The sequence below is a fragment of the Nibrella saemangeumensis genome (genome assembly GCF_039541915.1).
GTDB classification, from domain to species: domain Bacteria; phylum Bacteroidota; class Bacteroidia; order Cytophagales; family Spirosomataceae; genus Nibrella; species Nibrella saemangeumensis.
Map to the genome: position 1 here is coordinate 1 of NZ_BAABHD010000065.1, position 14,128 is coordinate 14,128.

Consider the following 14,128-nt stretch of genomic DNA (forward strand, 5'->3'; position numbering starts at 1 on the left):
ATCAGTCAAGTCGGAGGGGTACATCTTTGGTCGGATTAACCCTCAAGATAGGCTGATTTCCGCTTTTTCTAACCCCAGCGCTCCATTTTTAAACACGTTCTTAGTCTTTCGCTAAACTTTGCATTACTTGAATTATTAAGGTAAGTACTAGCAGTAGTTGCTAAAACACCAAGTAGACCTACAATCACTGTTGTAATTAAAGAATACCGGGTTAGCTCTTTATTTAACTTTTCCTTAATTCTTTCGTTTATATTTACAAAATCGTGTGCTAACGTCTCATTTAAATCTTGTATCCCCTTATTGCTATCAGTTTGTTTTACTCTGCTTTTATAATCACTTCTTACATCAGAATCTAATAAAAAGAATAATATTGTACCTATCACATCTCCACGTTTAAGAGCAAAAGGCTCTTTACTCATATTTAGTAATGTGAATTTTATGTTTCCCTCATAACCAGGATCAATATGTCCTGGATTTGTAACCAAAATACCTTTCGAGGATACAGAATTTGGGGGAAAGACTATTGCTGATATATTGGAAGGTAAACTAAGGGTCTCCATTGTCTCAACAATAACAGTTCCACCTGTAGCTATCGAACTCTGATCTAATGGTTCCTCACTACCTCCTCTACTTTTCTTTTTCTTACCAGGGATAAATATATTTTTTACCCGTACATCAATCGAAGTAGGCTGTATCGGTGACAAGGCTGTATCCCACTCCTTTGCATCTTCTTTCAATCCTGTATAATGGACTGATAACCCATCTTTTATTAAAATATTTTTTGTAACAAATCTAACTAAACATCAGGCAGGAGTCCCATAACATTTTTAATTTATTAATTCGCTAGTTTTCTTTTACAAGTTAAAAGCTTGGCCTATTCAACCTCTGTAGTGTCTTTCGGTTTTTGCAAAGTTTTATAGAGATGATTTAAGAATATTATCATATGGACGTATAAAAGTAAATTTTTAGCATGTAGCTGCAACAGCAAGTTGTTTCCTATAACATCAAAGTGCGAAAGTAATTTATCTGTGTGGTTTATTGCCCTTTATGTTGAACCTTTTATGTAGCGTTTTCTTAATTAATGTGGATGTGGGGGTAATTCTTTGCAACACCGTTGAGAGGCCTAAATATTTTAATTCATGCTATGTGTATACTTATTCATATCTATGTACACTGTAGCTTTATTGTTACAGCACAATGCATTGATAGTCAAGAATATACCTTCTTGATCTTCTGTTTCGCAAACTACTAATCATACCTCCTTTTTATACAATCTCTTGAGGTAAGCTATTAATAATGAGAGAGTTATTTAGGTCTAAGCCTCTTCAGCTTCGGGAGCCCTGACTACAAGCCACTTAGCAACAATGTTAAGTGGCTTTTTCTTTTGCCCAAATCGTGATAATGGCCGCAACTACCAATTTGCCGCACCATGGCGGCTCCGATTAGTAGTTGCGGCCATTACTGTACGTATACCTCGACCGTACTAAAAACCGTATTCCTGCCTCACTGGTACTGAAGCTGGGCTGTCGCTTCGCAGTCACTGTCGGCTTTAAACCGTATCCAGCGGGCCTGAAAATCCCGGGGAAAGGTAAACGGTGTGGTCTGGCCCGGCTTAACCGTTATGGTTTTGTACGGCATCCAGATACCGGTGCCAACCGGATCAGCTTCCAGCGTGAAGGTAACGGCTTTAGTTGCCTTATGCGAAAGCTGTAAACTGCGCTGATCGTAAAAGCCAATCAGGTACGGGTCGGAGAATTCACCGGCCTTTACCATGGTATTTTTCCAGGGGCCACCCTGCCCGGTTGGCTTACCCAGTTTCCACAGATCATCGATTACGCCGGCCCAGACGGCGGCTTTTTTGTCGTCCGATACAATAATATGCTCGTTATGGGGGGCCGATGACAGGTCGATACCGGTCAGCAGCAGCAGACCCCGGTACGAGGCATAATCGTTAATACGCAGATTATGGGAGGCAATGGGCCTGATCTTCGCGTAGCCGTCGGCATTCTCGGCGGGCAGTTCGTAGAAGGTGCCGTGGCAGTTGAACAGATCGCGCTCGGTCGCTACCTCCCGGCAAATGCGCAGGCTGGCTCCGTTCGTCAGGTCCGTGTACACCTTGTTACCCAGCGGGAGCCGCCACCGCCGGCCCTTATCATCAATCACCAGCACACTCGCGTTGTCGATCGTCACCACCTGCTGCGGAATCGCAAACTTACTTTTGATGAACGTGTGCGTGGCAGGATCTTCCTTCCTGACCAACTGCATGGCATCGTTCAGTTCATAATACCCTACATCGGCTGATTGGCTGCCGTTATAAGTCATGGCGGCCAAACCCAGAGCCCGCCGGTTGTTACCCAGCCCGTAGAGCATACCCCCCACGGTAGTAGCGGTACCCACTTTACTAAGCCCGGCAAACAAGGGGCCGGCCTGTGTGCTGCGGGCGTCATTGGCCGCGTACGAGAAATGCGCCGATACGTTTGCCGACCGGTTAGGCTTTATGCGAATCCACTCGCCGGGGGCATTCGCAGTAAAGGCGATCTGCAGGGACTGTTTAGCCCCCACCGCTGCTGTTTGCAGGGTTGACCAGGTACCCGTACCTGTTTTGTCTACTTCAAACGTGAAAGCTACCTCGGCATCACTGTTGTTCTGCACCCAGGCCGACCGGTTGGCCCAGCCCGCAAACAGAAACGGCTCCGAGGGGGTGTTGGCGTTTACCGCTTCGCTGATCCAGACCGCTCCCTCGGCAGTATTCGGACCGAGTTGGTCGGGCAGGGTCAGGGGGGCAAACCAGAGATTCGAGTTCGATTGGCCAGGCCCCTCAATGCTGCCTTTGGCTTTACGTTTGTTCAGGAACTCCCGCTGGGCCGAATCGTCGCAGCCAAAGACCAGCTGGTCGTTCCAGCGGGTGTAGTCACCAATGACTTTCAGGTAGGCCGAGCGTGGGCGGATGCCGGCTGTATTGGTGGCCGTAAACCGTTCGGGAAACCGCCAGAACATCCCATGCATGGTCATCAGGTAATCGGGTTTGGTAGCCGTACCCACGTCGCGGATACGGGGCCATTCGGTGTTCCAGCCGTGAGCCCCGTCGTAGCTGTGACTGGCTTTAGGCAGCCGGAAGAAATGCCAGCCGGTTTGCCGGTCGCGCACGCCGAGCAGAACCGATTTATGGTCCCAGCCGGTGGCCCAGATCGGGTCGGTATCAGGGTTTTTGTTGCCGTAAAGACCACCGGGACCGGTTACTTCCACAAACTGGTTTCGGCGGACTACCGTCCAGTTTTTCCCGTTCCATTCCGAAAGCGAGCCGGCGGCAATATCGAACTGCTCCAGGGCTTTGGGTCCTGGCTCACCGTTGTTGGAGTATACCATAACGCCCTGCCCGGAGTAGAGCCCTTTTCCGTGCGCACCGGGCAGCAGCTCACCATGCTGGTTGTTCGACTCATCGGCCCCTTTTTTCTGCTTCACATTACCGTCTTCGTAAAGCAGGGTCGGTGTCAGGGTTTTTACATCGATCTCGTAAAAGCCTTCCTCCATCGTGCCGTAGTAGAGCTTGTTCGCTGGGTCGGTCAGGTGGCGGGCGTTGCCGGTATGGCGGCCGGGCATTGTCTGGTAAGGCATCGTCCGGACCTCGCCTTTGTTATTGATGGCGTAAGGCCCTATAAAAAGCTGGTTACTTTCGCGATGGATCATCCGGTTGGCGGGCGTCCCCCCAATGCTTTCCGGGCGCACAATCTGCCTTAGATCCGGCGTGATTTCGTAAAGCTTGTCCGACGACCCGAACGGGAGATGGGGACCGTAGGTAACGACCCAGAGCTTACCCGCCCAGGGCACAACGGCACCCGTGCCACACTCGCCCTCGTTGTTGTACATGGCCAGGTGGGGATAAACACCGCTGTAAGAGGGTTTTTGGCCAGACTGGGCCATCAGCGAATGGGTCAACCCTGCCAGACAGGCAAGCAGTATATACGACAAATTGATTTTTTTCATTAAAGCAGGAATTAACGCATTAGGTAACTATACCATCAGGTTTTGCACGCAGGCCGATTTAGTAGCCGGGATTCTGGGTGAGGTTAGGATTAACCCGACGCTCCAGCGCCGGAATTGGCCAGAGGTACTGCCGGGATTTATCAAAACTACGCTGGGCCACTACTTTTACATCGGTCCCAAAAACGGAGTAATCAGGAATTCCGTCGTCATCGAGCGGAGTTACGCCGGGGAAAGGCCACTTTGCCCGATTCTGAGCTGCCGGGTCGGGGAGGCCGATAACGGGCCGGGTCAGGGCTTTTTCGGCCAGTTTCCAGCGGATCAGATCCATGTAACGCAAGCCTTCTTTGGCAAATTCAACCCGCCGTTCGCGCCGGACAATCTGCCGGAGTTCGGCCTGATCGGTGGTGGTCACGGCTGGGTAAGCCGACGTTTGTCCCACGGCTACCCCGTAGGCCCGGGCCCGTACCTGATTAATAGCGTTCAGAACGCTGGCATCCGTTTCGCCCAGTTCGATTTTAGCTTCGGCATAGGTAAGCAGTACTTCTGCGTAGCGGATAATAATGGCATCGGCATCTTCACTCTGTTTGTCGGCCCAGCTCTGGTCGACACCTTTTTTCCAGAGAAAGCCCGTGAAGCTGGCGAAGGCCGCCACGGCCCGTGTATCCAGGTTCGATACCCGCCGGTTTTCTTTGCTGCTGAATACGGTTGTAGAATCGGGGTGGGGCTGGTACCCATAGCCGAGCCACTGCGTGCCAAACTCCACAATACTGGCCGTCAGGCGCGGGTCCCGGTTCTTAAACGGCTCTTTGGGGTTGTACAACGGCGACTCGTCGATAGGCTTCCCGTCGCGGCTTTCGTAGGCATCCACCATGGAGCGAGTCGGAATCTGAGCCCCAAAACCACCTGTCGTACGGGGCAGCTGATCCCGAACACCGGTGCCCGACGTAAAGACTTTCTGCGCTTCGTCGCGGGGAACGCTGATGATAAGTTCGCTACTCGTTTCGCCAGCCTTCAGAAAGAGCTGGGCGTAATTGGGGTGCAGGCTGTAGGCACCGGGGCCCGTAAACTGCATAATGGCCTGGGCGGCATCGCGGGCAACGGCCCAGTTGCCCGTGTAAAGTGCCGTGCGGGCCTTAACCGCCAGCGCGGCCCCTTTGGTGAGTCGTTTTACGGCCGAGCCTGCGTACGATTGCGGCAGGTTGGCGCTGGCAAAATCGAGTTCCTCAAAGATGAATTTGAGCACTTCAGTCTGATTCGTTCGGGTAACGCTGTACGATTCTTCCAACAGGATGGGCTGCGTGATGAGCGGTACATCGCCAAAGTGGGTAATGAGCCGGGCATACTGGTAAGCCCGAATCAGCCGCATCTCGGCCTCCAGCCGGGTTATAACCGGCGCAGGGGTATTGACAGCCGCCCGGTCTTTGTTGGCCAGGAAGGAGTTGGCCCGCGCAATGGCTTTGTAGCAGGCCGTCCAGTAAGCCTGCGCGGTTGCATCTTCGGCATTCATGGTACCAAAGGTAACGGCATTGCCCAATTGCCCTCGATGCCAGTAGTTATCGGTAAACTGTTCGTTGTCGTTCCCCCAGAAATCGAGTCGGTACAGATCATTCACGGCCAGTTCGAGTTCGGTTTGATTCGAATAGAAGGTGGCCGTTGACGGTTCAGAAAGTGGGTTGAGGTCCAGCGTATTGCAGGCCGTAACGCTGGCCGTCAGCAGGAGTATAAAAGGTATATTTTTCATGATCTAAAACCAGTTAGGCTGTTCAGGAATACACTTAAAACCGCAGGGTAACGCCGGCCAGCAAGGTCGTTACAATTGGATAGGACGAGTTGCCTACTTCAGGGTCCCAGTAGCTGGGAAACTTGTGCAGCGCAAACACATCGTTGGCCGACACATAAACCCGTGTCGATTGCAGACCAACGCGCTTAATCCAATTGGGGCGAAGTGTATAGCCCAGCGTTACGTTTTTCACCCGGAAATAGGCCCCGCTGATTAACCAGAAATCGGAAGATTCGTAGTTAGCGCCCAGCGACCGGGTCGAAAGCCGGGGGTAGCGGGCCTGCAGGTTCTGTTCGGCCGTGTTGGTTTTACTCCAGAACCGACCGATCAGCTCCGCCGGCACATTCCCGAAAGCCTCCGCAAAAGGTCGGACAACCTCGTCGGGCAGGCGGCTCAGCTTTTTGCCGACGCCCTGCATGACCAGCCCAAAATCGAAGCCATTGTAGTCGAACCGCAGGGTGCTGCCGTACAGATACCGGGGCAGCGAACCGCCCAGCAGCACCCGGTCATCGGGGGTAATTTTGCCGTCGTTGTTGGTATCCACGTAGCGCACATCGCCGGCCGTAACGTTGGTGTTTAGCCGGGGCGAGTTATTGGCTTCGTCCAGGGTCTGGTACAAACCGGCCGAGCGGTAACCGAACCATTCATTGTACTCGCTGCCTTTGAAGGTAGACAGGCTACCCAAAATCTGGGTCCCTTTCATGTCAATGATTTTCGACCGGGCATCCGACAGGTTGAAAGCAACCGAGTAGTTTACCTTGCCAATCCGGTCGCGCCAGCTGGTTTCCAGTTCCCATCCCTTCACGTCGAGGGTACCAGCGTTTTGCTGCGGGCGTTCATACCCCAGATACAGCGGAATATCCAGCGCCAGCAGAATATCATACGTGCGTTTCTGGTAATAATCGGCGGCAAGCGTGAGCCGGTTTTTGAAGAAGGCCGCGTCCAGACCCACATCCGTTGTACGCGTAGTTTCCCAGGAGATATTCTCCACAGCATAGTCGACCTGGCCACCGCCGTTCAGCGGAACCACCACGCCATTCTGGTAAAAGAGGGCGTTGCTGAAGCTGATGGTCGCCTGGTAGGGATAACTGCCAATCCGCTCGTTGCCTACCACCCCGTACGAACTCCGTAGTTTGAGGAACGAAAGCCAGGGGTTGTCACGCAGGAAATTCTCTTCCGACAGCGTCCACCCCACCGAAACGGAAGGAAATAGCGCGTCGCGGTACTGGCGGTTAAACCGCGACGACTGATCGTACCGGAGGTTTCCCTGGATGTAGTACTTGTTTTTGAAATCGTATTTTACCCGCCCAAAAACCGACCGGAGGGCTACTTCACTGGCGCTACCGGCATTATCGCGCAGTTCCAGCGAACCGGCGTTGAGGTAGGGAAAACTGTTCAGCGCAAAGCCGCTCCGGGAGGCCGACAATGACTCGTTTCGGGAATAAATTTCTTCGTAGCCGCCCAGCACATCAATGTTGTGCCCACCGGCCAAATCACGGGTATAATTAGCGAGTAGCTGCCCGGTCAGCATCAGATTTTCGAACCGGCCCTCCGTCAGTATGGTTCGGGGCTGGTTGCTGAACGAGCTGGCGCTGCCGTCCGGGTTGGTAAACGCAATGCGCTTCGAGAAAGCTTTGGATTTGTCCAGATCGATGGTGGGCGAAATCAGCGCCGTGAGCGTCAGACCGTCAACAGGTTTGAACGTAAAGGCCAGTCGTCCCAGCAACTGGTTAAACGTGCCGTTGCTGGTACCTCCTTCGTTCAGTTGAGCAATAGGATTCCGACCATCTTTGGCCAGCGCATATTGCCCGTTAGTGTAAAAATCGTCGTAAATGGGCGGCATGACCCGTGCCTCGTAAATTGGGTTAACAACGGGGGCAACCGTACTCGTGCGCTTGTAAGCCAGATCCAGATTCACGCCCAGTTTAGGGTTAATCTGCAGGTCGTTGTTTACCCGGAACAGGTAGCGTTCGTAGGTGTAATTATCATAAAAAGCCCCTGATTTTGTGTAGCCCAGCGACGCCTTAGTTTTGATTTTATTGGTACCCATCGTAAACACCAGGTCGTGCCGAACGCGGGGAGCGGTTGCCCGCGTCATTACCGTTTTCTGCCAATCCGTATTGGCAAACGGAAACACATCGGGCTTCTCGCGATTGTACCGTTCAAAGTTATCGATGAAGTCCTGCGAATACGGCCCGGTCGACGAGCCATCGTTGGTAGCCTGCTCGTTAAACAGCCGCATGTACTCCGGTGCGCTGGCATAAGCGGGCAAGGCGGTAGGCTTCTGCACGCCGTATTCAGCGTTGTATTCAAAACTGCTTTGCCCTTCGCGGGCACGCTTGGTGGTCACGAGTACCACACCAGCGGCTCCACGTGACCCGTAGATGGCCGCCGACGCGGCATCTTTCAGCACCGTGATGTTTTCGACATCGTTGGGATTCACGTTGTCAATGCTGTTCACCGGCACGCCATCAACAATAATCAGCGGGCTATTGGTACCCAGAGTAGTAATACCCCGGATGAGGATGTTGGCTCCGGCACCGGGTGCTCCGCTGGAGCGGGTAACCGATACCCCCGCAATGCTGCCCTGCAGTGCCTCCGATATCTGAACGGTTTGCCGGCCGCCAACGTCTTTGGCATCAATGGTAGTAACGGCTCCGGTCAGGTCCTTTTTCTTCTGCGTACCATACCCGACCACTACAACTTCCTCCAGCGAGTTCTGATCGGGTTGCAGATTCACGTTAAGGGTTGTCTGCCCCTCAACGTTGATGTCCTGACTTCTGTAGCCCACAAACGAGAATGTCAGTACGACCGAAGGGGAATCGGGAATCGTCAGTTTAAACACGCCATTGGCATCGGTGACGGTGCCCCGCTGCGTTCCTTTGACAACGATACTGACGCCGGGCAAACCGTTGGCGGTCTCGTCGGTGACCTTGCCACTGATCTGGCGCGTCTGTGCCAGCACCGCCGGGAGCCAGCCTAGCAACAGCCCCCAAAACAATATGTATTTTTGTCGCATAATTTTTCCGATATTCATGGGATCGCAGCCGGGTTTATCGTTAAAAACGTGAGGATATTTTCAGTAAGCAAATATAAATTTGCATTATGCGATGATCCCTCAGAGTGGTTTGACCATTTGATTAACCAAAATTATGAACAAGGTAGTCTGCTGATTTATAGATAGTTGTGGAATTATGATTGCAGAGAACGGACAGGAGAAAATTAGCTTCTACTATCACCTGGAGCATTGTTGTCAGCAGGTAAGTGAAGGCTATGGCAAACCGGACCGGGCTGCCTGGACCAACAGTGACTATATTCAGCTAAGTAATATACTTTATCGGAAGACCAGCGTTCGGATTAGCCCGAATACCCTGAAACGAATATTCGGTAAAATCAAGACAGACTCCCGCTATTACCCGCAAAAGGCAACCCGCAACGCGCTGGCCAGTTATGTGGGCTACTCCGACTGGGAGAGCTTTGTGGAGGCAACTTCGGTAAGGGCCGATTACGAAAGCCCGTCCGTTAATCCTGACGGGCAGCCGGAGATTGGCCTGGTTGCCGAGGATCTCCGTCAGTCACCCCGCCAAACAAAACCAGCTCCAAAAAGATGGCTTTGGCTGACTATGCTGGTCGCCCTGATGCTGACAGCCGTTGCCTTGCTGCTGCCTGAAACCCTTCTCTCCGATACGATTTCGACTAATCGGGTGCAGCTGGTGTGTAAAAATCCAGTGGGCGAAAACCCCCATTCGGCCAATTTTGACGTTTTGGGGTTCACCCAGCCGGCCGATCAATTACCTCCTTTTACCATCGATTTTGGTGATGGCCGTCATAAACCGGTAGCGCTGAAAAATCGCCGGCACAATCACTACTACGAGATGCCGGGGCGGTACTTTGCGGTGCTGCGCCAGGGTACGGCTCTGCTCGATACGGCCACGGTCTACCTGCCTACCAACGGCTGGGCGGCCACTGCCTACATGATGTACGATACGTCGCGGGTTTACCCCATCGAACGAAAGAATCTGTTTCTCGGCGGGCAGCGGAGCATCAGCGCCGGCGAAGCGGCTCAGGCGGGTGTCGACACGAACCGCACCTTTTTTATTGAGTTTGCTAATACCCAGGTCACACCTATCGACGGCGATAACTTCGAACTCACCACGGGGGTTGTAACCTCACCCACGCGAACCGGCGTGCGTTGTTCGCAGGTGAGTATTACGGTGAATGGTGAGTCGTCCAATCATTCATTCCATGTGATGAAACCCGGTTGTGAGTACTGGACCAAGCTTAATTTGTCAGAACAACTCAAAACCGGCGAACAGGATGATCTGCGATTTCTGGGAGCCGACCTGCGCACTGGCGGAACGTTGAAGCTTCGGGTTCTGGATCAGCGCGCTCAGCTTTTTATCAATGACCGGAAGGTGTATGAAGGCCGGTATCAAAAACCACTGAAGCGGGTCTATGGGGTCAGTATCAGATTTGCAGGAATTGGGCAGGTCAACTTCTTTACCCTGAAAGATTTAAAAACGGGGAGCGAGTTCAACGGTAATTTTTGAAGCTTAACAATTATTAACAGCCTGGGCACTAACTCTGTCTGTATCTTGACGACCAAATCGAGAGATAGACGTTTATGATTCAGAACTACCTCAAAATTGCCTGGCGGAACCTGCTCCGGCGCAAGTTCTATTCGCTGCTCAATATTCTTGGTCTGGCCGTGGGCCTCACTTTTACCCTGCTGATCGGCAGCTATAGCTGGGGTGAGTTTCAGGTGAACCGCTCGTTGCGAAACGCATCCCGGCAGTGCCTGGTCCAGAGCCAGTGGAAAGCAGACAACAGGAGTATGAACATTACCACGCTGGCCCCTATCGGGCCGGCGCTGAAGGAGAAATACCCCTCGCTGGTGGCCAATGTCTACCGGTTTCACGGCGTCAGCGCTACCCTCTCCAGGGGCAGCAACCATTTCCGGGAGTCGATTCAGATCGGCGACTCAACGTTGCTGACCATGTTTGGCTTTGACCTGCTGCACGGGAATCCGCGGACTGCCCTGACCGGCCCCAATGCCATTGTTATCACAGCTGCCAAAGCGCTGAAGCTGTTTGGTACGGATGATGTCTTGAACCAGACGCTGACGGTAGAGACTCCGCAGTCGGGTAATCAGACGTTTCTGGTAACAGGCGTACTGAAGCCGCTCCCGCCGAACTCCGTATCACAACTGCTGCCGGAAGATAATGAGGTCTTTATGGGTACCGGTGCCCTACCGTATTTCGGAGGGGATTTGCGCTCCTGGCAAAACCCCTACATTGTTACGTATGTAGAACTACAGCCGGGTGTGCGTCCGCAGCAACTGGAACAGCCCCTCGCCTACCTGATTGCGACGAATGCGCCCGCCGAAATCCGGCAAAACCTGACGGCTTACGTTACGCCCCTTACCGACTATTATCTTCAGAGCAATAATGGACTGGTCCGGAAGATGCTGGTAACGCTCACAGCCGTGGGCCTGTTTGTCCTGCTAATGGCCGTCATCAACTTTGTCAACATCGCCATGGGCAGTTCGGCATCGCGGCTGCGCGAGATCGGTGTCCGTAAAGTATTGGGTGGTCTACGGCGTCAACTGATTAGTCAGTTTCTGACCGAAGCCCTGGTGCTGACTACCCTGGCGGCTGTGTTGTCGGTTGGGCTGTATGTGCTGTTCCGGCCGGTGTTTCAGGATGTTGTTGGTAAGTCCATTATGTCGCTGATTAACTTACCCTGGCGCTACGGCTGGCTCCTGCTATTGGGTATCCTGGTGATTGGTGGACTGGCGGGTGGGTACCCGGCGCTTCATCTGTCGGCCTACCCGTCGGTTGATTCGCTGAAAGGTAAGGCCAGATCGGTAAAGGAGGGGGTATACTTCCGTCGATTGCTGGTTACTGTGCAGTTTACCATGGCCGTCTTTGTATTTGTAGGGGCCCTGGTCGTGTCCCGGCAGATTACCTATTTTTTCGATACCGATCTTGGTTTTGAGAAAGAAGCTGTGCTGACGGTCTCGTCGCTGCCGCGCAACTGGTCGGTAGCGGGGGTGGCCCGGATGGAAGCCGCCCGCGACCAGTTTGCTCGTCTGCCGGGCATCTCCTCGGCTAGTTTATCCTTCGAGATACCCAACGGAAACGTCGGCAATAATGGGAATCTATACCCGGCCGGTCGGGATTCGACGCAGGCGGTGCCGGTAAGTATGATGGCTACGGACGAATATTTTGCCCAAACCTACCAAATTGCGCTGCAGGGTGGCCGGTATTTCCACTACGGTCAGGGTGGTTACGACTCAACCAGTATTGTGCTGAACGAAGCGGCTGCCAGGGCACTGGGCTACCAAACCCCCGAGGCTGCCGTTGGGCAACAGATACGCCTAAAGGGTGTTTCGCAACCGTTTCAGGTTCGGGGAGTTGTCAGCGATTTCCTGTTTGGTACCATGCACAATGCGGTGCGACCCCTTGCCATCTTTCATGTTCAAAATCGGCCCATTTACCGCTTCTTCTCGTTTAAACTGGCTCCGGGCAACACCCGCCAGACCATTGCTGGTATTGAGCGGAAATGGCGTGAACTTTTCCCCGAAGCCCCGTTTGACTATGCCTTTATGGACCAGACCCTTCAGAAACTCTACCAGACGGAGCTGCAGTTGGAGAAAGCAGCCTACACCGCCACGGGGCTGGCCCTGCTTATTGTGGTGCTGGGGGTAATTGGTCTGGTTTCCTTAAGTGTGGCCCGCCGGATCAAGGAAATAGGAATCCGTAAAGTGCTGGGTGCGTCGGTGCCGGGTATCCTCCTGCTGTTTCTGAAAGAGTACGCCTGGGTAATGCTCATCGCCAATGCCGTAGCCTGGCCACTGGCCTATTGGGTACTAACCGGCTGGCTATCTGATTACGCCTACCATACGCCCATCAACGGCTTACCGTTCGTGCAGGTCGCCCTGCTGCTGGCCTGTCTGACCAGTATCGTGGTAAGCCTTCAGGTGCTAAAGGCTGCGCTGATGAATCCGGTGAAGAGTTTGCAGGTGGAGTAGGCAGTGGGGAGTTCTCAGTAGGCAGAAAAGATAGCCGCCATGTTGCTCCGCAAGCCTGCCTACCGGAGCGCCGGCCGCTGCAAACTGCCCACTGCCTACTCAATTCGTCGGCCGTTCCGGCACCGGGGCGCTGGCATGGAACTCGCTGAAGATGCGCTGCATATAGTCGTCCAGCAGGTTCAGGATGTGGTTGCGGTCGCTGGAGCGGACGATAAGGCCGACATGGTGCTCCTTGTGCATGCGCCACCAGATTTCCGGCTCGGTAAACACAGACAGATCAGGCCACTCCTGGCGGGCCAGCGATACAATCAGCCCGGCGTAGAGGTACTGCTCCTCGGGGAGTTGGTAAGACAGATTACGGGCTACGGCCGTTTCGAGCCGGGCCCATTCGCGCCATAGGTTGATACCCGAAGCGGCTTCGACCATTTCGGCAATATGCGCGCCACCGACGCGGGAGGAGGTCTCCAGAAAATACAGCTCGCCGTCGTGGTCGCCTTTGATGTATTCGGAGTGGGAAGCACTGTACCGCATCCCAAACGCTTTCAGCACCTGCTGGTTCAGTTGTTGCAGGGCGTGGGTTTCCAGCCCATCGTGCGACATAACCACCGTACGAAATACCCCACCCCCGTGCGCTACCTCCATGGGCGTAGCCAGATACTGACTGGAGCGGGTGAAAATGACATTGCAATCGAGCGAGAGCGAATCGACATGGTACACCCTACCCGGTTTAAACTGTTCAATGAGGTAGTTATGACGCAACTCGCCCAGCGCGTGAATAGCGTCCCAAGCTTCTTCGAGCGAGTGTACTTTCCGGATACCGGTAGCCGACGCTTCGGAGCGGGGCTTGATCAGCCACGGCGCTTCCGTCGATCGGAGGAACTGCGTGATGCTTTCATCGTGAAACAGACTACTGAAAGAAGGTACCCGAATCCCTGCCGACTTCGCCCGTATCCGCATCGCCAGCTTATCGCGGAAATAGCGGGAGGTGGTCAGCCCCATGCCATCGATCCGGAACGTTTCGCGCACCAGGGCGGCTTTCTCCACGTCAAAGTCATCCAGCGCCACCACCCGGTCAATCCGGCGCGAACGCATCATATGCGCCAGTCCCTTCAGCATCAGCTCCAGATTCTCGCTTGTATTCAGTTCATTGGGCAGGTAAAAGGTTTCGTCGATAGCTTCGTGGGGCCACGGATGGTTGCGCAGCTTCTCGACAGTGAGCAGGTAAACCGTACTGCCCAATTCTTTACACGCTTTTAAGAAAAGTTCTCCTTTGAAGAAAGTGGATATACACAGGAAAGTCAATTGGCTCATGCAGGGTACAGGGTTATAAT

General features: G+C 53.4%; 7 protein-coding genes. 2 read left to right on the forward strand and 5 right to left on the reverse strand.

Annotated elements, in window-relative coordinates:
• Positions 1-68: 68 nt before the first annotated feature.
• The 4 genes from ABD949_RS18845 to ABD949_RS18860 all read right to left on the reverse strand — a co-directional run bounded on the left by ABD949_RS18845 (position 69) and on the right by ABD949_RS18860 (position 8,801).
• Entirely contained in the window at positions 69-737 is a 669-nt protein-coding gene (locus ABD949_RS18845; RefSeq protein WP_345245829.1) for a dCTP deaminase domain-containing protein, read from the reverse strand.
• A gap of 766 nt (positions 738-1,503) precedes the next feature.
• Positions 1,504-3,984 carry a hypothetical protein gene (locus ABD949_RS18850; RefSeq protein ID WP_345245831.1) on the reverse strand — a complete coding sequence of 827 codons (2,481 nt, stop codon included), beginning with the start codon at positions 3,982-3,984 and terminating at the stop codon, positions 1,504-1,506.
• 58 nt (positions 3,985-4,042) lie between these two features.
• Positions 4,043-5,725, reverse strand: a complete 1,683-nt coding sequence (locus tag ABD949_RS18855) for a RagB/SusD family nutrient uptake outer membrane protein (protein WP_345245833.1) — start codon at positions 5,723-5,725, stop codon at positions 4,043-4,045.
• 34 nt (positions 5,726-5,759) lie between these two features.
• A complete protein-coding gene (locus ABD949_RS18860; RefSeq protein WP_345245835.1) occupies positions 5,760-8,801 on the reverse strand; it encodes a SusC/RagA family TonB-linked outer membrane protein in 3,042 nt (1,013 codons plus the stop codon).
• Between the two features lie 157 nt (positions 8,802-8,958).
• Between ABD949_RS18860 and ABD949_RS18865 the strand changes: the two genes are divergently transcribed.
• Positions 8,959-10,314, forward strand: a complete 1,356-nt coding sequence (locus ABD949_RS18865; RefSeq protein WP_345245837.1) for a hypothetical protein — start codon at positions 8,959-8,961, stop codon at positions 10,312-10,314.
• A gap of 74 nt (positions 10,315-10,388) precedes the next feature.
• Positions 10,389-12,797: an ABC transporter permease gene (locus ABD949_RS18870; RefSeq protein WP_345245839.1), complete on the forward strand. Its 2,409-nt coding sequence runs from the start codon at positions 10,389-10,391 to the stop codon at positions 12,795-12,797.
• Between the two features lie 99 nt (positions 12,798-12,896).
• On the opposite strand, the gene ABD949_RS18875 is transcribed toward ABD949_RS18870, so the two are convergent.
• Positions 12,897-14,108, reverse strand: coding sequence for an ATP-grasp domain-containing protein (locus ABD949_RS18875; RefSeq protein WP_345245841.1), 1,212 nt, complete (start codon positions 14,106-14,108; stop codon positions 12,897-12,899).
• Between the last annotated feature and the right edge of the window lie 20 nt (positions 14,109-14,128).